20 protein-coding genes are annotated in these 21,468 nt (G+C 39.9%); 16 read left to right on the top strand and 4 right to left on the bottom strand.

Features of this window, described 5'->3' with window-relative positions:
* Positions 1-25 precede the first annotated feature (25 nt).
* The 5 genes from MTN96_RS29515 (at position 26) to MTN96_RS29495 (ending at position 6,664) form a co-directional block, all read left to right on the top strand.
* A complete protein-coding gene (locus MTN96_RS29515) occupies positions 26-556 on the top strand; it encodes a cell division protein ZapC (protein WP_024033533.1) in 531 nt (176 codons plus the stop codon).
* A gap of 89 nt (positions 557-645) precedes the next feature.
* A complete protein-coding gene (gene rlmKL, locus MTN96_RS29510) occupies positions 646-2,763 on the top strand; it encodes a bifunctional 23S rRNA (guanine(2069)-N(7))-methyltransferase RlmK/23S rRNA (guanine(2445)-N(2))-methyltransferase RlmL (protein ID WP_248533736.1) in 2,118 nt (705 codons plus the stop codon).
* Positions 2,756-2,992, top strand: coding sequence for a glutaredoxin family protein (locus tag MTN96_RS29505; protein ID WP_024033535.1), 237 nt, complete (start codon positions 2,756-2,758; stop codon positions 2,990-2,992). Before rlmKL ends, MTN96_RS29505 begins: the two co-directional genes overlap by 8 nt.
* Before the next feature lie 13 nt (positions 2,993-3,005).
* A complete protein-coding gene (locus tag MTN96_RS29500) occupies positions 3,006-4,916 on the top strand; it encodes an ABC transporter ATP-binding protein (RefSeq protein ID WP_029772627.1) in 1,911 nt (636 codons plus the stop codon).
* A gap of 11 nt (positions 4,917-4,927) precedes the next feature.
* Positions 4,928-6,664 (top strand): DUF3466 family protein, encoded by a 1,737-nt coding sequence (locus MTN96_RS29495; RefSeq protein ID WP_004586697.1) that lies wholly within the window; start codon positions 4,928-4,930, stop codon positions 6,662-6,664.
* A gap of 134 nt (positions 6,665-6,798) precedes the next feature.
* On the opposite strand, the gene MTN96_RS29490 is transcribed toward MTN96_RS29495, so the two are convergent.
* Positions 6,799-7,311 carry a DUF2062 domain-containing protein gene (locus MTN96_RS29490; protein WP_024033538.1) on the bottom strand — a complete coding sequence of 171 codons (513 nt, stop codon included), beginning with the start codon at positions 7,309-7,311 and terminating at the stop codon, positions 6,799-6,801.
* Here MTN96_RS29490 and MTN96_RS29485 point away from each other — a divergent pair.
* Genes MTN96_RS29485 through tcdA form a run of 7 tightly spaced genes read left to right on the top strand, consistent with a single transcriptional unit; the run spans position 7,291 to position 14,751 of the window.
* Complete coding sequence (locus MTN96_RS29485) at positions 7,291-9,555, top strand: DNA internalization-related competence protein ComEC/Rec2 (RefSeq protein ID WP_248533734.1); 2,265 nt, start codon at positions 7,291-7,293, stop codon at positions 9,553-9,555. The two genes, MTN96_RS29490 and MTN96_RS29485, sit on opposite strands and share 21 nt — an antisense overlap.
* A 60-nt stretch (positions 9,556-9,615) precedes the next feature.
* Positions 9,616-11,361, top strand: coding sequence for a lipid A export permease/ATP-binding protein MsbA (gene msbA / locus MTN96_RS29480; protein WP_248533732.1), 1,746 nt, complete (start codon positions 9,616-9,618; stop codon positions 11,359-11,361).
* Positions 11,358-12,338: a tetraacyldisaccharide 4'-kinase gene (gene lpxK / locus MTN96_RS29475; protein WP_248533730.1), complete on the top strand. Its 981-nt coding sequence runs from the start codon at positions 11,358-11,360 to the stop codon at positions 12,336-12,338. Before msbA ends, lpxK begins: the two co-directional genes overlap by 4 nt.
* On the top strand, positions 12,328-12,525 hold the full coding sequence (locus tag MTN96_RS29470; RefSeq protein ID WP_004586692.1) for a Trm112 family protein: 198 nt from the start codon (positions 12,328-12,330) through the stop codon (positions 12,523-12,525). The genes lpxK and MTN96_RS29470 overlap by 11 nt, the downstream gene beginning before the upstream one ends.
* On the top strand, positions 12,513-13,274 hold the full coding sequence (kdsB, locus tag MTN96_RS29465; protein ID WP_024033541.1) for a 3-deoxy-manno-octulosonate cytidylyltransferase: 762 nt from the start codon (positions 12,513-12,515) through the stop codon (positions 13,272-13,274). The genes MTN96_RS29470 and kdsB overlap by 13 nt, the downstream gene beginning before the upstream one ends.
* A gap of 2 nt (positions 13,275-13,276) precedes the next feature.
* Positions 13,277-13,948 (top strand): TIGR01621 family pseudouridine synthase, encoded by a 672-nt coding sequence (locus MTN96_RS29460; RefSeq protein ID WP_248533728.1) that lies wholly within the window; start codon positions 13,277-13,279, stop codon positions 13,946-13,948.
* The gene (tcdA, locus tag MTN96_RS29455) at positions 13,948-14,751 is read left to right on the top strand and encodes a tRNA cyclic N6-threonylcarbamoyladenosine(37) synthase TcdA (protein ID WP_248533741.1); all 804 of its coding nucleotides are present in this window, start codon (positions 13,948-13,950) and stop codon (positions 14,749-14,751) included. The genes MTN96_RS29460 and tcdA overlap by 1 nt, the downstream gene beginning before the upstream one ends.
* Before the next feature lies 1 nt (position 14,752).
* Here the strand turns inward: tcdA and MTN96_RS29450 are convergent, their stop codons facing one another.
* From MTN96_RS29450 to MTN96_RS29440, 3 genes are all read right to left on the bottom strand, one after another.
* The gene (locus tag MTN96_RS29450) at positions 14,753-15,169 is read right to left on the bottom strand and encodes a SufE family protein (protein WP_248533726.1); all 417 of its coding nucleotides are present in this window, start codon (positions 15,167-15,169) and stop codon (positions 14,753-14,755) included.
* Positions 15,170-15,182: 13 nt separating this feature from the next.
* Entirely contained in the window at positions 15,183-16,409 is a 1,227-nt protein-coding gene (locus MTN96_RS29445; protein ID WP_248533723.1) for an aminotransferase class V-fold PLP-dependent enzyme, read from the bottom strand.
* Between the two features lie 109 nt (positions 16,410-16,518).
* Positions 16,519-17,805: a citrate synthase gene (locus tag MTN96_RS29440; protein ID WP_004586686.1), complete on the bottom strand. Its 1,287-nt coding sequence runs from the start codon at positions 17,803-17,805 to the stop codon at positions 16,519-16,521.
* Positions 17,806-18,221: 416 nt separating this feature from the next.
* Here MTN96_RS29440 and sdhC point away from each other — a divergent pair, with 416 nt between their 5' ends.
* From sdhC to MTN96_RS29420, 4 genes are read left to right on the top strand one after another with little or no spacing between them, the layout of a single operon-like run.
* Positions 18,222-18,599, top strand: a complete 378-nt coding sequence (gene sdhC, locus MTN96_RS29435) for a succinate dehydrogenase, cytochrome b556 subunit (RefSeq protein WP_084554498.1) — start codon at positions 18,222-18,224, stop codon at positions 18,597-18,599.
* The gene (gene sdhD, locus MTN96_RS29430) at positions 18,590-18,937 is read left to right on the top strand and encodes a succinate dehydrogenase, hydrophobic membrane anchor protein (protein ID WP_004586684.1); all 348 of its coding nucleotides are present in this window, start codon (positions 18,590-18,592) and stop codon (positions 18,935-18,937) included. Before sdhC ends, sdhD begins: the two co-directional genes overlap by 10 nt.
* Positions 18,938-20,710: a succinate dehydrogenase flavoprotein subunit gene (gene sdhA, locus MTN96_RS29425; protein ID WP_004586683.1), complete on the top strand. Its 1,773-nt coding sequence runs from the start codon at positions 18,938-18,940 to the stop codon at positions 20,708-20,710.
* Between the two features lie 10 nt (positions 20,711-20,720).
* Positions 20,721-21,437, top strand: coding sequence for a succinate dehydrogenase iron-sulfur subunit (locus MTN96_RS29420; RefSeq protein WP_004586682.1), 717 nt, complete (start codon positions 20,721-20,723; stop codon positions 21,435-21,437).
* Positions 21,438-21,468: the final 31 nt, after the last annotated feature.

Genomic DNA, 21,468 nt, shown 5'->3' with positions numbered 1-21,468 from the left:
AAATTTTTAAACAAGGAGGAGGCAAATGTTACAAGCAACAAAACAATGGCAGTGGATTGCATGTGCAAATAAAAACCGCTTACTACTTGATTTAAATGACGATATGCAACTATGCACCCCGTATAAATTAAGACAACTCACCGACTGTGTATTTGAAAACCCGCGTTTTAGCTTAGAAGATGCTGCTTTTTATGAACAGGTATATAACTACTTAGATGGTTTTGAGCTGTATAAGCCTGCACAAATTTGCCAAATTGCGCTCAATGCCACCGCTGTAAAATTTCATTTAAAACCGGTACTGGCTAAAAGTTGGTTTTTTGAAGAGTACACAGGCACCCAGCCAAGTACAGAAGCCATCGTTAAACTTACCTCAAAAGCACAAACCGGTGAGTTTTTAATTGTTGAACATTGCCCTGATGCTTCAATTTGCTTAAACCTTAACGAAACATTCAAACTTGATGATAATTTGTCTCTTGAACAGTTTGAAGTTATCCGCGTTTTAAACAATCGTGTTCACCCGCTATTACTTGAGCAATATCACACTAAATCAGCTTAGCAAATTTACAAATCGAGCTGCGTTTATCAAGTGTTTGTCAGCCAACCTATGTTATAATCCTGCGCAATTAGCTATTAAGGGTTATTACTTTGCAATTTATCGCACTTACTTCTATCGGAATCGAAAATTTACTTGTTGATGAACTAACAGAATTAGGCGCCGTCGTGTCTAAACAAACTGTGGGTTCTGTTCGCTTTGAGGCAGATTCAACATTGGCGCAAAAGGTTTGTCTATCAACTCGTTACGCAACACGTGTGCTGATGCTTATTGAAGAAAAAGAAGGCGTGAATGATAAAGATAGCCTGTATAAATTTGCCCGCTTTCAGCCATGGCAAGAATGGTTTGGCCCTACCCAAACATTTGCCGTTGATTTTAATGGTACCAACGACTCTTTAAAAAATACCCAGTTTTCAGGCTTGGTAATTAAAGATGCGATTGTTGACTACTTTAACGATTTATACGAACAACGCCCAAATGTAGATAAGCAAGATGCCAATGTGCGTGTTGTGGCGCGTTTAAATCGCCATGGTGTGGCTTTGTATATTGATTACTCAGGTCCTCGTTTATCTGAGCGCGGTTATCGCCAAGGCCAAGGTAAAGCGCCTATTAAAGAGCACTTAGCGGCCGCGATTATTAAACGCAGTGGTTGGCTTGAAAATGTAAATCAACCTTTATTTGACCCATGTTGTGGTGCCGGCACTATTTTAATAGAAGCGGCGGGCATGGCGCGTAACGAAGCACCTGGTTTATTTAGAGAAGGGTTTGCTTTTGAGCGTTTACCTAGTTTTAGAGCGGCCAAATTTAAGCAACTGCGTGAAGAATTAATTGAGCAAATTACCGATCCTAAATTGTGGTTAATTGGCCACGATTACGATGCGCAAGTTCTTGATAAAGCCATTGCCAATGCCGAGCGTGCAGAGCTGGGCAATGTTATTAAGTTTAAGCAAAGTGATGCAACTAAGCTTACCTCTGTTGCTAAATTACCCGGGGTGGTTATTTCTAACTTACCGTACGGCGAACGTATTGGCTCTATGGCTGAGCTGGTAAATTTACACCGCAGCATGGGCGTGGGTTTTAAAAAGCACTTTAATCATTGGAAGCTTGCGTTACTAGGCATGGATGAAAGCCTATTTAAGCTGTTAAAACTGGTTAAACAAAAGCGTTATAAATTTAAAAACGGCCCATTAGATGTAGAGCTAAATTTATATCAGTTAGATGATAAACAGGTAAGCCTGACAAGCGATGACAAACCGGCTCTTAATTTTGAAGGCTCAATGTCGTTTGCAAATCGTTTGAAAAAGAACAAACAAGGCCTAAAAAATTGGCTTAAACAAAACGAAGTAGAAGCTTATCGCGTATACGATGCTGATATTCCTGAATACAACGTAGCGGTTGATATTTACGGCGACTCTGCTGTTATTTTTGAATACGCAGCACCTAAAGAAATTGACGAAAAAACATCAGAAAAGCGTCTTCAAGATGTGATCAGCTTAACTGCACAGCAGCTAAACATAGCGCCTGAAAACATAGCCGTTAAAGTGCGTAAAAAACAAAAAGGGGAAGAGCAGTACACCCCAATGGCTAAACAAAACCGCACTATGGTGGTGGAAGAATTTGGCGCTAAGTTTAAAGTAAACTTGTTTGATTACCTCGATACAGGGCTGTTTTTAGATCATCGTTTAGCACGTCGTTATATTCAGCAAAATGCAAAAGACAAACGCTTCTTAAACTTATTTGCCTACACAGGTACAGCCTCTGTGCACGCGGCATTAGGGGGGGCAAAAGCAATTACCACCGTTGATTTATCAAAAACTTACCTTAAGTGGGGCCAAGATAACTTTGCGCTAAATGATATTAGCAATACTCGCTACCGTTTTGAGCAAGCTGATTGTTTAAAATGGCTAGAATACGCACAAGGCCAATACGATTTAATCTTTTTAGACCCGCCTACGTTTTCTAATTCTAAACGAATGAAAGACGCGTTTGATGTGCAAACCGATCATATAAAATTACTTACTTGGGTTAAAAAAATCTTGAGTCCGTCGGGTACATTAATTTTTTCTAATAACAAACGCGGTTTTGTAATGGATGAAGTAGGTTTGATGGGCTTAGGGTTAAAAGCTGAAAATATTTCAGAAAAAACGTTATCACCTGATTTCAAACGTAATAAAAAAATACACAACAGTTGGTTAATTACCCATGGCTAATTATGTTTTATACCACACCGATGGCTGTCATTTATGTGAGCAAGCTGAGCAGGTTTTATTATCGGTTTTGGATAAAAGTAGTGAGCTTAAATTAATTGATATACTCACTGATGAGCAGCTAATAGCGCGTTTTCAGTTAAGTATTCCCGTATTTGAGAGCAAAAGCGGCCACCATTTGTACTGGCCGTTTGATGCACAAACTGTGCATGAATTTTTAGCGCAAGAATAAAAGAGCAGTATTTATGGATTTAATTAGAATACAAAAAGCGCAGTTAGCTTATGGTACGCACCCATTACTTGATGATGCTGATGCAGTGATAGAAAGCGGTGAGCGCGTCTGTATTGTAGGGCGAAATGGGGCGGGTAAATCTACACTTTTAAAAGTACTAGATGGCCAAGTTATTTTAGATGATGGTGAAATTAACCAGCTTGGCGGGATCAAAATATCTCGCTTAGAGCAAGATCCTCCTAAAGGAGCAAACGGCTCAGTATTCGATTATGTAGCACAGGGTATGCCTGATATTGCTAATTTGCTGATTGATTATCATCATGTAAGCACACAGCTACAAACCGACTGCACCGACAAACTGCTAAATAAGCTTGAGCGTTTATCTAACGATTTAGAAGCGTGTGACGGCTGGCGTTTTGATTCGCGTATTCAATTAGTACTAACGCGTTTAGAGCTTAGCCCAGATGCTAAGTTAGAATCGCTCTCAGGTGGTTGGTTGCGTAAAGTTGCCTTAGCACGTGCTCTTGTGAGTGAGCCTGACTTATTGTTACTTGATGAACCAACAAACCATTTAGACGTAGACAGTGTTAAATGGCTAGAACAGTTTTTAAAAGAATTTAAAGGCGGTATTGTATTTATATCGCATGACCGTGCGTTTATCCGTGCTGTTGCAACGCGTATTTTAGATTTAGACCGCGGTAAACTTATCTCTTACCCTGGCGATTACGCGACCTACCTTGAACAAAAAGCGCATGATTTAAAAGTAGAAGAATCACAAAATGCACTCTTTGATAAGCGTTTAGCAGAGGAAGAAGCCTGGATACGCCAAGGGGTTAAAGCCCGTCGTACTCGTAACGAAGGCCGTGTTCGTGAACTTAAACAGTTACGTGTTGAGCGCAAAGCTCGTGTAGAGCAAGTAGGTAAAACCGATTTTAATATTGAAACGGCTGATAGATCGGGCAAGTTAGTGTTTGAGGCAAAACACCTTAGTCATGCATTTAAAGATAAAGTAATTGCTAATGATTTTTCTACCCTTGTTATGCGCGGTGACCGCATTGGCTTAGTTGGCCCAAATGGTATTGGTAAAACTACCTTACTTAAACTGCTGTTTGGTGATTTAGAAGCCGATAGCGGCCATGTTAAACAAGGTGTTAATTTAGAATTTGCTTACTTTGACCAATATAGGCAAAAGCTTGATGAAGAGGCCACTGTTCAAGATAACGTTGCCGAGGGTAAACAAGAGGTAATGATGGGCGGGCGTTCTCGTCATGTACTTGGTTACCTGCAAGACTTTTTGTTTCCACCGGCACGTGCGCGTACACCTGTAAAAGCACTTTCTGGTGGTGAGAAAAACAGGCTTTTACTTGCAAAACTATTTCTAAAACCCTCAAATATTTTAGTACTCGATGAGCCAACCAATGACTTGGATATTGAAACATTAGAGTTACTCGAAGAAATTATTAATCAGTATCAGGGTACTGTGCTTATAGTAAGCCATGACCGTGAATTTATTGATAATACGTGTAGTAGTGTATGGGCGTTTGAAGGTGATGGAAAAATAACTGATATGGTAGGGGGTTACACCGATTACCAAGCTTATTTAAGCTATTTAGCCGAGCAGGAAAAACAGCAACAAGCACCAAAAAAAGACGTTAAACCTGCGCCTGTAGCCGCGACAAAGCCTGAAAACAAAAGCACTAAGCTTTCTTACAAATTAAAACTTGAATTAGAGCAACTACCCAATAAAATGGAACAACTTGAAGCCGCTGTAGAAGCGCAGCAAGCTGTAGTGAGCGATCCTGACTTTTTCAAACAAGATAGCGACGTGACCACTAATGCATTGAACCATTTAGCAAAACTTGAGTCTGACCTTGAAGCCGCGTTTGAGCGCTGGGAAGAACTTGAAGAATTACAGAATCAGTAGTAAGGATTAAAATGAAATATAAATTACTCGCTGCCAGTATTTTAGCGACATTGAGTACATCTGCATTAAGTGCAACCTATGAATTAACAGAACTAGGTACTCTTGACGGCGCTAAACATTCTTACGTGACTGACGTAAGCGAAAGCGGGCACATTATTGGTACTGCCAACGGATTGTATAATTTACCAATCGATATTAGCTATATCGACTTTACCGAAAGCGTTATTGAAAATGCGTACGATAGTGAAGAGTACAACTTTGAGCTAAGTGATAAAGAAATTACTTTTACACTTGATGATATAGAAAATAACGATGCGGTTTTTAATAACGCCGATGCGCATTCATTTATGGTTAGCTTTTTAGCTGGCAGACCAACGGATTACGAGTACCAAAAGTTAAGCTCGGTAGTTGGTATCAAGTTTGACGATGGCATAGTTACTGAGCAAATACTGTTTGATGAAGAGTCGGTAGATTACGATGGTTTAACGCGTTCGGTTAGTAACTTTTACAACGCGGTAAGCGAAGATGGCGTGAGCGTTGGTTGGAGTGCGGCTCCATATGATAAAGTTTTATTTACGCCAGATGATGAAGATGAAGAAGAAACATGGTTTACCCATGACTTTATTGAGCGCGGAATAGTTATTTCTGAAGATGGAACGCAAAAGGTTGAGTTAGTTCCAGACTTTGACGATTACGGCGGTACTAGCCGAGCTAACGATATTGTTAAAACAAATGACGGATACACTGTCGTTGGTTATGTTTCTACAGGTATTCCTGAAGACAGGCTTGATAATATTGAAGATAACTGTGATAACGAAGACGAGCCAACCAATACCTGTGTGGAATTATTAAATTCAAGTGTAACCACCGGCGTATTTGATGAGCGCGCGGTAAAATGGGAGCTTGATGAAGCATTTAATATCACTTCTACTGAAATACTAGGCCTTGCCTTAACGCCAGAAGAAGATGATGACTTTGCTTTTACAAGTACCGCTCTTGCGCTAAATAATAATGGCACAGTGGTGGGCTCTTCAAATGCTCGTTACTATAAAAATGACGACACTATTTTAACAATGCCTGTTTATTTTAAAAATGGTGACGTGTTTAATTTTATAGACCAAGAAGATGATTGGCTTTCTGGTAAAGCGCTTGCTGTCAATGACAACGATGTAATTGTTGGTTATGCATCAAAGCGTATTGAAACCACGATCCGTGATCAGTTTTTTTACCATGATATAAGTACTGGCAATACCGTTTTCCCTACCGGTTACTTTAATAGCTCAAGCGCTTATGGTAATGATATTAATAACCAAGGTTATGTTGTTGGTGAAGGCGAGGTGGGTACATCTGAAAACAGCCGTCGTAAAGAAGCGTTTATATATAAAATTGGTGACGATAAAATTACCAACTTAAACGATTTACTACCTTGTTACGAAACAGATGGTGAAACAGACTACGCCTACACAATGGCTGAAGCGAAAGTCATTAATGAAGACAATGAAATTTTTGGTGTAGCTACCAAAACCGTTGAAAAGCGCGATACCTTTGGTAATGTAGAAACCGATATTGAAGGTAATATTGAGTACGAGAGTGTTGCTGTTGCAGTAAAACTAACACCTATTGATGGTGAAGTAGAAGACTGTACACCAATAGAAGAAGAGCTCTATGAAAGAAGCTCAGCAAGCTTCCCTTGGTACACACTGTTATTATTGCCGCTAGTGGGCTTACGCAGAGTATTTAGGTTTTAAGCTTTATGCTTTTCATAAAAAAACCAACTTATAAAAGTTGGTTTTTTTTCGTCTATAATAAAGTGCTTGGCGTTAATTAGTTATCTCAATTTGCTTCATTAAGTCATTCTTGAGCACTTTAATCGTTGGCTTTATTACGTATTAGTATTTCGCGCTAACCAGGCTTTGCGCACAGAGCGTCGCCAAATAATATCAATACCTAAATAAGCAATAATTGCGGCAACAGAAGCGCATACCAGTGAGCCAATTAAAAATGCAGGTCCGATGGTAGAAAGGCTTTCTAAGAACCATGCCCAACTGGCTTCAAATGCAAAATGCTGCTCTGGTTGATTTAAAACAAGCGTACCTACAAGGTATGAGCCGTAAAATATTGGCGGCATAGTCAATGGGTTGGTAAGCCACACCAATGCAACAGAAATAGGTAAGTTAACTCTAAATACAATAGCTGCCGCAGCGGCTAAAACCATTTGAAAAGGAACAGGGATGAATGCAAAAAATAAACCAACTGCAAATGCGCCCCTTGCAGAGCGTCTGTTTAAATGCCATAGGTTGGCGTCTTGTAATAGGCGGCCGAATATTCTAAGTGTTTTATGATGCCTAATTTTATTAGGATCAGGTAAAAATCGTTGGATCGTTTTCTTAGGCATTTCAAGCAACCATTTACTTCAGTGTGGATTAGTCTTGGATTTGTAATAGGTTGTATTTCAACCGTATTTTATTATCAAACCCATGAATTTACAGTCATCACAATATCTGTCCTTATTGCGAGCGCCTATTTTAAGCCGTTTTTGAATGTTTTGTTAGGGTTTATTTTAGCTATTTGCTGCATTGTTGTGCACTTTTACCTGTTTTATAGCTATACATTGCCAAATGATGAAAATAACTATGCTTACCCTGCCACAATTCTTGTTGATGAGGTTATCTCTGCAAAGCAACCACAGTATATAAAAGCAACGTTATTAAAGTTAAATGGGGATGAAATACACAAATTTAAAGCACCTAAAGCCATGTTAAGTATCGATTCTGCACAGCTTATTAAGCAGGGCGATACTTTTGAGGCAACAATAGTGCTGAAAAAATTCAGAACAATTAAAAATAGAGGTGTGTTTGATAATAATGTGCATGCCTTTAAACAACGCATATTATTTAAAGGCAAAGTACTTAATAAGCAATTGCGCATTACTAACGCGGCTTCACCTTCAATAATTTATAAATACAGGGTATTTTTAAAACACACTTATCAAAAAACAACGCTTAACTGGCTTTATTATGCATTGCTTAGTGGTGATAAATCACTGATGTCGTTTGAAAATAAACAAACAATGCAAAGTTTAGGGCTCAGCCATTTATTAGCCATTTCAGGGTTGCACATAGGGCTTATATTCAGCTGTTTTTATTTACTGAGTAAGTACACAGCATACATTTTGAAAATTAATGTATTACAGTCTATTAATTTAACTATTATTTATTGTTTTATCGGCTGGTTAGCGGCATTTATCTATGTTTATTTAAGTGAATTTTTACTCTCAGCGACTCGCGCATTTATTATGTTAAGTTGCGTATTAGGGCTTTACTTTATTGCCAAACAGCCACTGCGCTGGCGAAGCATTCTATATGCTTTAGTCGCTGTATTACTCATCAATCCTTTTAATGTTTTAAACCCAGGTTTATATTTTTCTTTTATTGCGGTTGCAATTATTTTCCTTGTTATAAAGCACCTTCCTAAAACTAAATATAATTGGCTTAGCGTGTTTATAGCGCTGTGTATTATTCAGCTTGCTTTATTTATTGGGCTTTTGCCTATTACCCTTATTTATTTTAATGGGGTAAGTATTGCTGGGTTGGTTATTAATTTATTGGCAATTCCATTATTAAGCGTGGCGATAATGCCGCTTTTGCTGCTATTTACGATAATAAGTGCTGTGATAGATATAACGCCCGTCATTTTATTATTCGATAGTGTACTTATAACATTGTTTAAGTATATGGATGCAATCCCTTGGCATTACAGATGGTTAGATATAGCTAAACCGCCTACATTGTACTTAGTTGCAGCTTATCTATGCATACTAATCGCTTGGTTTAGTCCCTTTAAACGTTTAGCACTCATTCCTCTATGCGTTACATTAATAGATTATCTGTATTTACCAAAACCTCTTTGGCAATTGCATGTGTTTGATGTTGGGCACGGATTAATGACGTTACTCGAAAAAGACAATCAAGCGCTGGTTTACGATTTTGGCCCGAGTTATTTTAACCGTTTTAGCCGTACATACAGTGTGTTAATTCCCTATTTAAAAACACATAACTTAACGGTCAGTGATGCAATAATAAGCCATCAAGACAACGATCATGCAGGGGGCGCAGCACATTTTATTAATGCAGGATTTGGTGAAAGCTTTAAGCGTTTTCACCCACACGGCACAACCACACAGTGTATCTCTTTAGATTATAACTTTAATGGATTGCGCATTAGCAGCTTTGCTGATAACACATTTAATAACGAAAATGATAATTCGTGTGTGCTTTTAATCAAATCCCCCCAACTTACTATGTTATTAACAGGTGATATTTCTAAAGCACGTGAGCTGAGCCTTATTAAAACTCACTCATTACAGGCCGATGTGATTTTAAGCCCTCATCATGGCAGCGATACGTCTTCAAGCACGGAATTTATCAACCATGTAAATCCACATACGGTTATTCATTCAACAGCTTTTCAAGGCCAATGGCAATTTCCAAGTGAAAAAGTGGTTTCGCGCTACAAAGCAGTAAATGCTAAACAATATGTTACGGCACTTGATGGGCAAATTACGGTAAGTATTTATCAAGATAGCTTTAAAGTGACAACGGCGCGCAAACACGAAAGTTATTGGTTTATAGAAGATTGACGTTTAGTTTTAACGGTTTGAAGGATACAATAAAGGCTGTAATTGTATAACGAGAGTAATATGAGTCAAAGTACTACACAAATTTATAAACGGTTGATTTCTTACGTTGGTGATTATAAAAGCGTTGCCTTCGTCGCTATTATTGGAATGATCGGCTATTCGGGTATGGATGCTTTATTTATTCAATTAATGAAACCCTTTATTGATGAAGGCCTAAACCAACGTAATAGCGAAGTGCTAGCTTATGCCCCATTTGTTGTAATTGCGCTGGTAATAGGGCGTGGCCTGTTTAATTTTATGTCTTCGTATTGCCTAAGCTATGTAGGCTCGCAAGTAGTTCGTTCGTTACGCCAGCAGTTATTTGAACACATATTGCATTTGCCTGTTTCGTTTCATGATAAAAACTCAACAGGTGATTTAATTTCAAAAATTACTTTTGATACAGAACAAGTTCAGCAAGCAATCACCAAAGCACTGTTAATTGTTGTAAGAGAAGGCGCTTTTGTCGTTTTTCTACTTGCCCTTATGTTTTATACCAGCTGGCAGCTTTCGCTGATTTTTTTAGTGATCATTCCATTAGTGGCAATTATTGTAACGTTTGTGTCTAAACGCTTTCGCCATATTTCAAAAAATATACAGTCTGCAATGGGGCAGGTCACCCGTAGCTCTGAGCAAATGCTAAGTGGACACAAAGTTATTCATGGCTTTGGTGGGCAAAAACAAGAAATCGACCAGTTTTCAAAAATCAATAATCATAATCGCCAGCAACGTATTAAAATGGATGCTACTAAAGCGTTAAGCGTGTCGGTAATTCAAGTGCTTGCAGCAAGTGCAATGGCTGTTATTTTGTGGGTTGTATCTATGCCTTCAATGATAGATACGATCAGCTCTGGCGATTTTATGGTACTCATCTCTTCTATGATGATGCTTTTACGCCCGCTTAAACAATTAGCAAACGTGAACAGTGATATGCAGCGCGGTATTTCTGCAGCGCAAAGTATTTTTTTAGTTTTAGATGAAGAAATTGAAAAAGACAAAGGTACTTACACCGTAGATAAGGTGAAGGGCGAAATTGAGGTTAAAAACGTTACCTTTAAATACCCAACTAAAGATGAAGCTGTTTTAAATAACCTATCAATAAGTATAAAAGCCGGTGAAAGCATCGCGCTTGTAGGGCGTTCAGGCTCGGGTAAATCGACTATTTCTAATTTATTACCGCGTTATTATGATTTAGAAGCACCAAGTGAAATTTTATTAGATGGCGTTGCGCTTGAGAAATATAAACTGGCTGATTTACGCCGCCAGTTTGCCTTAGTATCTCAGCAAGTTGTGTTATTTAACGACACAATTGCCAATAATATTTGTTATGGCATAAGCCGCGAAATAACACCGCAGCAATTAGAAGAGGTGGTTAAACAAGCCCACGTGTGGGAATTTGTTAAAGACCTACCTGAGCAACTCAATACCATGGTCGGTGAAAACGGGGTAATGCTCTCTGGTGGTCAACGTCAACGTATAGCAATTGCTCGCGCTATATTAAAAGATGCACCTATTTTAATTTTAGATGAAGCAACTTCAGCCTTAGACACAGAGTCTGAAAAACTAATTCAGCAAGCTCTTGATACCCTAATGCAAGACAAAACGTCTATAGTCATTGCCCATCGTCTTTCAACCATTGAGAACAGCGACAAAATATACGTTATTGATGGTGGTCGGGTGATTGAAAGTGGCGATCATCAGAATTTATTAGCTAAAGATGGTACTTATTCAGCTCTATGTAAAATGCAGTTTGGTGAGCACGGGTGAGTAAAATAGAGCAAAGCTGGTATAAACCATTTAGTTTTATAACGCTACTTTTACTGCCATTAGCTGCGCTTTTTTGGTTAATTTCAAGTATTAGGAAATGGTTTTTTAAGGTTGGCTTTGCCACGCCTTTTAAAGCTAAATCTAAAGTGATTGTGGTGGGCAATATAAGTGTAGGTGGGAATGGCAAAACGCCATTTGTGTTATGGCTTTACGAATACTTGTCACAGCAAGGCCTAAAAGTGGGCATTATCAGCCGAGGTTACGGCGGTGAAGCCAACAGTTACCCGCTGGTGGTAGAGCGCGGCGTAACAAGTGCACAAGCCGGTGATGAGCCAATACTTTTATTTAATCGCTTAAAATGTCCGCTTGTTGTTGGACCCGATAGAAAAGCCAACATTAGATTATTAGAGCAGCAATTTTGTGTGGATGTCATAATCTCAGATGATGGTATGCAGCATTATAGAATGGCACGCGATATAGAGTGCTGCATTGTTGATAGCCAAAGACGATTTGGTAATGGCTTTGTTATGCCTGCAGGGCCATTACGTGAAACCACAAACAGATTAAATAGCGTTGATTTAGTGATTGAAAACGGGGGAGATGCATCCCACAGCTACGTTTTGCAAACTGGTGCACTTAAACACGTTGCTAACAATACCCCTGTGAATAAAACCATTGAAAAAGGCCATGCGGTAAGTGCCATTGGTAACCCACAACGTTTTGAAGATTCATTAAAGGGGCAAAATATTCAGCTGCTTTCAACTCATCATTATAGAGATCACTATGCTTATAGCATGGCTGATTTTACTCAATTTAATGATGATAACGTATTAATGACAGAAAAAGATGCAGTAAAATGTAGAGACTTTGCAAAAGATACTTGGTACTACCTACCCGTAAATGCAAAGCCTACTGACGCTGTAATACATAAATTAGATTTATTATTAAAACAAAAAGGGATCCTCAATGGCCTTTGATACAAAATTACTTGAAATAATTGCTTGTCCTGTGTGTAAAGGAAAGCTTCGTTTTGATAAAGAAAATGCAGAACTTATTAGTACTGCAGCTAAACTTGCATACCCAGTACGCGATGATATACCGGTACTTTTAGAAAATGAGGCGCGTGAGCTATCTCAAGATGAGGTTGATAAGTGGAATTCGTAGTTGTTATACCTGCACGTTACGCGTCTACCCGTTTGCCTGGCAAACCATTAGCTGACATATGCGGTAAACCTATGATTCAACACGTGTATGAAAAAGCGTGTTTGTCAGGTGCAAGTAAAGTGGTTATTGCAACCGATCATCAAAAAGTTTTTGATGCTGTTAAATTGTTCACAAACGATGTGCTGATGACGCGAGAAGATCATCAATCGGGTACTGAACGTTTAGCAGAGGTTGTTGACCTACTTAAGCTAGACGCAGAAACCTTAGTGGTAAATGTACAAGGCGATGAGCCATTACTTGCCAGCGAAAACGTATCGCAAGTTGCCACTTTACTAAATAATTCAAGCGCGCCAATGGCAACATTAAGTGTAGCCATTGAAGAGCAAGACGAAGTGTTTAATCCTAATGCCGTGAAGGTTGTTAGTGATATTAATAAAAATGCGTTGTATTTTTCACGTGCCAGTATTCCGTTTGACAGAAGCGCAATGTTAAATAACGACAGTGTGTTAGATATAACGCCTTTTCAGCGCCATGTGGGTATATATGCTTATCGTGCGGGCTTCATTAAGCAGTATATTGAGCTAAGTGTATCACCGCTTGAAGTACTTGAGTCGCTAGAGCAACTTAGGGTGTTGTACCATGGTTACGCTATCAAAATTGAGCAGGCCAAAGTAACACCACATGCTGGGGTTGATACGGCCGAGGATTTAGAAAAAGTGATTGCCTACCTAAAAGCCAAGCAAGCCTAATAATGGTTAAAAGTGAATTACCCATAGTATTTAGCCACGCTGATTTTTATATATTTGAAAAACCTGCGGGGCTTAATTTTCACTCAGAAGGTGAAAAAGGGTTTGTGGTACTAGCTGAGCAGCAAACCGGCGAAAAATTATTTGCTGTTCACCGCCTTGATAAAGTGACATCTGGCCTTATTATTCTTAGTCGCAATAAAGAAGCCGCTGCTAAATTTACGTCTCTTTTCACTGAGCATGCAATAAACAAGTTTTATTTAGCAATCAGCAATGCTAAACCTAAAAAAAAGCAAGGGTGGATAAAAGGTGATATGGCTAAGTCTCGCAGGGGCATGTTTAAGCTTTTACCGACCCTGCAAAACCCGGCTATTACCCGCTTTTATTCTTTTAGTTATAAGCCGGGGTTTAGGGCGTATATTTTAAAGCCGTATTCGGGTAAAACCCACCAACTTAGAGTGGCATTAAAAAGTTTAGGGGCGCCAATTTTAGGCGATACACTTTATAGTGGTAGCGCAGCTGAGCGGGCGTATCTTCATGCCTATGCGTTAAGTTTTTTATGGCATGGGGAGCAAATTAATTGCTCTTTGCTACCTACTACGGGTAATGAGTACCAGCAATTAATTAATCATCAAGAATTTCAAGCATGGCAATCGCCATGGCAACTGGATTGGTAATGAGCGAACAAGTAACAGATATTCGTTTTGGCGGGATCAAACGCCTATACGGTAACCAACAATTTGACTGGCTACAACAAGCCCATTTTTGTGTAGTGGGGATAGGCGGTGTAGGAAGTTGGGCTGCCGAATCTTTAGCACGTACAGGCGTGGGTAAAATCACTTTAATTGATTTAGATGATATTTGCGCGACGAACATAAATAGGCAAATTCATGCACTTAGCGGCAGTATTGGCCAAGCCAAAGTAGATGCAATGAAAAGTCGCTGCGAACTGATAAACCCAGAGTGTAAAGTAACTGTGATAGATGACTTTATTACTCTTGAAAATATTCGTGAGCATATTCAAGGTTTTGATTACGTCATTGACTGTATTGATGCAGTTAAAGAAAAAGCAGCGCTTATTGCTCATTGTAAGCGCAATAAAATTCCTATTATTACTACTGGCGGCGCGGGTGGGCAAACTGATCCTAGCCAAATAACATTTGGTGATGTGGCTAAAACCACGCAAGATCCGCTACTTGCAAAAGTGCGTTATATTTTACGCAAACAATATAATTTTAGTAACAACCCTAAACGCAAATTTAATATTGATTGTGTGTACTCAACTGAGCAACTTGTTTACCCAGGCAGTGATGGGAGTGTATGCCATGCTAAACAAAATGCTGATGGTACAATGAATATGGATTGTAATAACGGGTTTGGCTCGGTAACTATGATCACCGGAAGTTTTGGCTTTTTTGTAGCGGCTAAAGCGGTACGTAAATATTTAGATAAAAAACAGCGTTTACAACAAGCTCAATAGTTTAATTGAGCTTGTTAGTTGCCATGCTTTGAATTGCCTCGACCATGGCTTTTATTCCGTTCCCTCGAGATGCACTAAGGTGTTTAATTAAGCCTAACTTTTCAAATTCATCATACGCATTAATCTTCACGACTTCTTCAGGTGTTAAGCCATTATAAAGCGCTAAAATTATCGCTAATAAGCCTTTTACAATGCGAGTGTCTGAATCGCCAATAACCACTAAACGATTCTCGCTATCGTCAAACTCCATAAACATCCACACTTTGCTCTCACACCCTGGCACCAGTGCGTCATCGGTTTTAAGCACATCGGCTAAAGCGGGAAGTGTTTTGCCCAGAAGCATTATTTCGCGATATTTATGCTGCCAAGATTGCGCCTGCTGTATAGGTTTTACTACGTTTTTAAACGTATTTGTCATGAGTTATCCTAAATTAGTCTAATAATTCAATCGATTCTTTCAAGGCATTGATGAAATTATCAACATCTTGATGGGTATTATAAAATGCAAAGCTTGCTCGAACAGTGCCTTTTACTCCTAAATGGTGCATTAATGGTTGCGTACAATGGTGTCCACTGCGCACTGCAATACCGAATCCGTCAAGCAAAGTTGCCAAATCGTAGGGGTGTTCACTTTTATAATTAAAACTAAGGGTGCCAATATTATTGTTTAGGTCGCTATAAATAGTAATTCCGGCAATTTTACTCAACTGTGTAGCTGCATAATTAAAAATAGCCTGCTCATGGCGCTGTAACTGTTCTATGTTTAGGGCTGATAAATAATCAATTGCTGCACTAAAGCCAATGACGCCGGCTATATTTGGGGTGCCGGTCTCAAATTTAGCAGGAGCGTCTCTGTAGGTGCTTTTTTCAAGCGTTACAGTATCTATCATCTCACCACCCGTTTGATACGGGATAAGCGCATTAAGTAATTCATAGCGACCATATAAGCCCCCTACACCCGTAGGGCCAAGCATTTTATGCGCTGAGAATACATAAAAATCGCATCCAAGCTGCCTTAAATTAGGGCGTAAATGCATGGCTCCTTGTGCGCCATCAACAATAACTAACGTGCCGACTGCTTTCGCTGCAGCTATTAATGGGGCTAAATTGGTAATATTACCTAATGCGTTAGACGCTTGGCTGATACACAGTACCTTTGCTTTAGTGTGTGTGATGATGTCTATACAGCGCGCTATATTAAACGTCGCGTTTTGCTCAAGGGGGAGTGCAGATAGCGTAGCCCCTGTATTTTGCGTTAATACCTGCCAAGGTACAATATTAGCGTGGTGCTCAAGGGGGGTAATTAAAACCGTATCTTCACCAGTAATTTGCCTTTGTAGGCCATGAGCAAGTAAATTTAGCGCCTCTGTTGCGCCTTTTGTCCAGACGATTTCTTTAGCATTTACGTTAAAGTAATCCGCTGTTTTTAATCTTGCCTCTTCATATTGCTCTGTAGCGCGCTCGCTTAAAGTATGGCGGCCTCTGTGAACGTTTGCGTTGCCTAAATTATAAAAACGACTCGTTGCATCAATAACGCTTTGTGGTTTTTGCGAGGTTGCGCCAGAGTCTAAATATACTAAAGGGTTGCCATTAAGGGTTTGGTTTAGAGTAGGGAAGTCGTTGCGGATTTTTGTTATATCAAACTCTTGAGAAGGCATGGCTATTCAACATCTATAAATTTAGGCAGGAATTGTAATCGGTTTCATAAAATTGACAAGCAAAGCGCACAAAAAAGGCCGCAAAAGCGGCCTTTTTAACTAACTAAGCTTAGCGCTTGTCAGTTGATACGAAGTCACGTTGAGTGTAACCAGTATACATTTGACGAGGGCGGCTGATCTTATGACCAGGTTGAGATAGCATCTCATCCCAGTGAGTGATCCAACCAACAGTACGTGCCATTGCAAAAATTACAGTGAACATGCTTGTTGGAATACCAATCGCTTTTAAGATAATACCTGAGTAGAAATCAACGTTAGGGTAAAGTTTCTTCTCTACAAAGTATGGGTCTTCAAGGGCAATTTGTTCAAGCTTCATTGCAATATCAAGAAGCGGATCTTGAATGTTAAGCTCTTCTAATACTTCGTGACACGTTTGACGCATTACTGTAGCGCGTGGGTCGAAGTTTTTGTAAACACGGTGACCAAAGCCCATAAGACGGAACGGATCAGACTTATCTTTCGCTTTTGCTACGTACTCATCAATACGATCAACAGAACCAATCTCTTCTAACATGTTTAAACATGCTTCGTTAGCACCGCCGTGAGCAGGGCCCCAAAGAGATGCGATACCCGCTGCAATACATGCATATGGGTTAGCGCCTGAAGAGCCCGCTAAACGTACTGTTGACGTTGAAGCGTTTTGCTCATGATCAGCATGAAGCATGAAGATTTTATCCATTGCTTTAGCTGTAACAGGGTTAACTTTGTATTCTTCAGCCGGTACAGAGAACATCATGTGTAAGAAGTTTTCTGCGTAGCTTAAATCGTTACGTGGGTAAACAAACGGTTGACCAATGTTTGTTTTGTACGCCATAGCTGCAATAGTCGGTAATTTAGCGACAAGTTTAATAGCGCTTGTTTTACGTTGGCTTGCATCAGTAATATCAAGATCTTCGTGGTAAAAAGAAGATAATGCGCCTACTACACCACATAGCATTGCCATTGGGTGAGCATCGAAGCGGAAACCTTGGAAAAAGTTAGCAATTTTCTCATCAAGCATGGTGTTATGCGTGATTTCTTTTGCAAATGCATCGTATTGCTCTTTCGTTGGTAACTCACCGTTTAATAGTAAGTAACAAAGCTCGATGTAGTTAGAGTCTTCAGCTAATTGCTCAATTGGGTAACCACGGTGAAGTAATACACCTTTACCACCATCAATGTAGGTGATTGCAGATTCACAAGAGCCAGTCGACATGAAACCTGGGTCATAAGTAAAGTGACCGTGTGAACCTAACGTACGTACGTCGATCACATCTTGGCCAGCAGTGCCTTGATAAATTGGAAGTTCGATTGGATCTAGTCCATCAATATGGACTGTGGCTTTTTTATCTGCCATCTATGTATCTCCTATTAAGATATCTATTCTGATTTTTAGATTTTTAAAGTTCTGAAATCTTGTTTTAAGCACATCTTCGCATTTTAACGTGAAAGAGGGGGTTAAAGTCAATTTTTATAAACATTATGCATATATGTATAATAAATATTCGGTATTAATTAAATATTATACTATCGGCTAATTCGCAAACGTCTCTAACTAAACAAGAATTGTAAAACAACCTTTGGGTATATATACTATCGGAGGTTTTAAACCGCTTTGTATTTAGGTAAACATATTTTTACAGCGTAATTTTTGCAGATTTGTGAACTTTTGCTGTATTGACACGTTTACTTTGATAGTTCCACCAGAAATTTTGGTGGGTTTTAGAAAAACAAGTAGATGAGCTCCAATGTGAGCAAGATGGGCAAGTAACTGTGAAAAAGCAAAGACCTGTAAATCTAGATCTAACAACTATATCTATGCCGGCAACGGCTAAAGCATCAATCTTTCACCGCGTCACCGGTGTTGCATTATTTTTTGCTTTAACGTTTGTCATTTGGGCTTGGTCTGAGTCTCTTTCTTCAGCTGAAGGTTTTGAATTCGTCAAGGGTCTGTTTAGCGGATTCATTGCCAAATTCATAGCTTGGGGCACACTTTCTGTATTGGGTTATCACCTTATTGGTGGTATCCGTCACATCATTATGGATATGGGCCACTGGGAAGAACTTGAATCAGGTAACCTTAGCGCTAAAATTGCAATGGCACTTGGCGTTGTATTTGCCGTACTGGCAGGGGTGTGGATATGGTCTTAAATCAAGCAACTCTTAAACGTGATGGTGTACAAGATTTCGTATCTTTACGTACCACGGCACTAGTAATCACCGCATACGCGATTTTTATTATCGGCTATTTTTTAGCAACGCCAGAAGTCACTTTCGAAGCCTGGACAGGCCTATTCTCTAATCTAGCAATGAAGGGTTTTACACTTATTACTCTTGTATGCATGATGGTTCATACCCGCATTGGCCTTTGGCAAGTTTTAACGGATTACGTTAAAAACGCTAAACTACGCGCTGTTTTAGGCTTTGTATTAAACCTGATGGCCGTTGCTTACGTAGCTATTGGTCTAATCGTTTTATGGGGTGTTTAAGTGAAATATTCTGTTCGTGAATTTGACGCCGTAGTAATTGGTGCAGGTGGTGCTGGTATGCGCGCCGCTCTTGCCATTACCGAATCTGGCAAAACGTGTGCATTAATATCTAAAGTATTCCCAACACGCTCACACACTGTATCTGCACAGGGTGGTATTACAGTAGCGCTAGGTAATTCACACGAAGACAACTGGGAATGGCATATGTACGACACCGTTAAAGGTTCCGATTTTATCGGTGACCAAGACGCTATCGAATACATGTGTCAAACAGGCCCAGAAGCTATTACTGAATTAGAAAACATGGGTTTACCATTTTCTCGTTTTGAAAATGGCCGTGTTTACCAACGTCCTTTCGGTGGTCAATCGAAAAACTTTGGTGGTGAACAAGCTGCACGTACTGCAGCAGCAGCTGACCGTACTGGTCACGCTTTATTACACCTTCTATACCAACAAAACGTTAAAAACCAAACTAATGTATTCTCTGAGTGGTATGCACTAGATTTAGTTAAAAACGACAATGGCGATGTAGTAGGCTGTACAGCAATTGAGATTGAAACAGGTGAAATCACTTTCTTCAAATCAAAAGCTGTTGTACTTGCAACCGGCGGTGCTGGTCGTATTTTCGCATCAACAACTAATGCTCACATTAATACGGGTGATGGTGTTGGTATGGCAGCCCGTGCAGGCGTTGCTATGCAAGATATGGAAATGTGGCAATTCCACCCAACGGGTATTGCAGGCGCTGGTACACTTGTAACGGAAGGTTGTCGTGGTGAAGGTGGTTATCTTTTAAATAAAGATGGCGAACGCTTCATGGAACGTTATGCACCAAACGCTAAAGACCTAGCGTCTCGTGACGTTGTAGCACGTTCAATGATGACTGAAATCCGTGAAGGCCGTGGCTGTGATGGTCCTTGGGGTCCACACCTTAAGCTGAAACTTGACCACTTAGGTGAAGAAACGCTTAACTTACGTCTACCTGGCGTATGTGACCTTGCTAAAACTTTCGCACACGTTGACCCTGCTAAAGAGCCAATTCCAGTAATACCAACTTGTCACTACATGATGGGTGGTGTTCCAACTAACGTAAATGGTCAAGCGCTACAAATCGATGCTAACGGCAACGAAAAAGTAGTAGAAGGCTTATTTGCAGTAGGTGAAATTGCCTGTGTATCTGTACATGGTGCAAACCGCCTAGGTGGTAACTCATTACTTGATTTAGTTGTATTTGGCCGTGCTGCGGGTAACTTCCTAGGTAAATACCTAAACGAAGTTGAAATTACTAAAGCACCGACAGCATCTGATATTGACGCGTCTCTTGCACGCTTTAACCGTTGGGAAAATTCAACGGCTGGCCAAGGTGAAGACCCAGTTCAAATCAAAAAAGACCTACAACAATGTATGCAGCTTAACTTCTCGGTATTCCGTGAAGGTGAGTCTATGGCGACAGGTCTTAAAGAGCTTAAAGAAATTCGTGAACGTCTGCAGCATGCACGTCTTGATGATAAATCATCAGACTTCAACACGCAGCGTATCGAATGTCTTGAACTAGACAACTTAATGGAAACAGCTTACTCAACTGCAGTAGCTGCAAACTTCCGTACTGAAAGCCGTGGTGCACACTCTCGCTTTGACTACCCAGATCGTGATGACGAAAACTGGTTATGTCACTCAGTATTCAATCCGGTAACGGATGAAATGAGCAAGCGTGACGTAAACTACGCGCCTAAGACGCGTGAAGCGTTCCCACCTAAAGCACGTACCTACTAGGAGCGAGACGATGGCACAAGTACAATTTTCAGTTTATCGTTACAATCCGGATGTTGATAACGCACCTCGTATGCAAGAATATACTTTGCAAACAGAGGAAGGTCAGGACATGATGGTATTGGATGCACTTTTATTATTAAAAGAGCAAGATCCAACATTATCATTCCGTCGCTCATGTCGTGAAGGCGTGTGTGGCTCTGATGGCGTTAACATGAATGGTAAAAATGGTTTAGCATGTATTACACCATTATCTACGCTGCAAAAAGGCGGCAAAGGTACTATTGTAATTCGTCCTTTACCTGGCTTACCTGTGGTACGTGACCTTGTTATTGACATGAGTCAGTTCTACACTCAGTACGAAAAAGTTAAACCATACCTAATTAACGATCAGCCAGCGGCTGGTGAGCGTCTTCAATCTATTGAAGAACGTGATAAATTAGATGGACTTTACGAGTGTATTTTATGTGCATGTTGTTCTACATCGTGTCCTTCGTTCTGGTGGAATCCAGACAAGTTCATTGGTCCAGCAGGCCTTCTTCATGCTTACCGTTTCTTGGCAGATAGCCGCGATACGGCAACTGAAGAACGTTTAGCAGACTTAGACGATGCGTTCAGTGTGTTCCGTTGCCACAGTATCATGAACTGTGTTAGCGTTTGTCCTAAAGGTCTTAACCCGACCAAAGCAATTGGACAAATTAAATCTATGTTATTAAACCGCGCGGTTTAATCACTTAGTAACTTAAGATGGCTAATATTTT

The sequence above is a fragment of the Pseudoalteromonas sp. 2CM28B genome (genome assembly GCF_023161935.1).
This window is presented reverse-complemented; position numbering and strand designations above follow the sequence as displayed.

Coding starts and splice junctions, on each gene's coding strand:
- MTN96_RS29490 (WP_024033538.1), bottom strand. CDS start 7,311: ATGCCTAAGAAAACGATCCAACGATTTTTACCTGATCCTAATAAAATT.
- MTN96_RS29495 (WP_004586697.1), top strand. CDS start 4,928: ATGAAATATAAATTACTCGCTGCCAGTATTTTAGCGACATTGAGTACA.
- MTN96_RS29445 (WP_248533723.1), bottom strand. CDS start 16,409: ATGCCTTCTCAAGAGTTTGATATAACAAAAATCCGCAACGACTTCCCT.
- sdhD (WP_004586684.1), top strand. CDS start 18,590: ATGGTCTTAAATCAAGCAACTCTTAAACGTGATGGTGTACAAGATTTC.
- MTN96_RS29505 (WP_024033535.1), top strand. CDS start 2,756: ATGGCTAATTATGTTTTATACCACACCGATGGCTGTCATTTATGTGAG.
- MTN96_RS29440 (WP_004586686.1), bottom strand. CDS start 17,805: ATGGCAGATAAAAAAGCCACAGTCCATATTGATGGACTAGATCCAATC.
- MTN96_RS29500 (WP_029772627.1), top strand. CDS start 3,006: ATGGATTTAATTAGAATACAAAAAGCGCAGTTAGCTTATGGTACGCAC.
- msbA (WP_248533732.1), top strand. CDS start 9,616: ATGAGTCAAAGTACTACACAAATTTATAAACGGTTGATTTCTTACGTT.
- MTN96_RS29460 (WP_248533728.1), top strand. CDS start 13,277: ATGGTTAAAAGTGAATTACCCATAGTATTTAGCCACGCTGATTTTTAT.
- MTN96_RS29470 (WP_004586692.1), top strand. CDS start 12,328: ATGGCCTTTGATACAAAATTACTTGAAATAATTGCTTGTCCTGTGTGT.
- tcdA (WP_248533741.1), top strand. CDS start 13,948: ATGAGCGAACAAGTAACAGATATTCGTTTTGGCGGGATCAAACGCCTA.
- MTN96_RS29515 (WP_024033533.1), top strand. CDS start 26: ATGTTACAAGCAACAAAACAATGGCAGTGGATTGCATGTGCAAATAAA.
- MTN96_RS29450 (WP_248533726.1), bottom strand. CDS start 15,169: ATGACAAATACGTTTAAAAACGTAGTAAAACCTATACAGCAGGCGCAA.
- MTN96_RS29420 (WP_004586682.1), top strand. CDS start 20,721: ATGGCACAAGTACAATTTTCAGTTTATCGTTACAATCCGGATGTTGAT.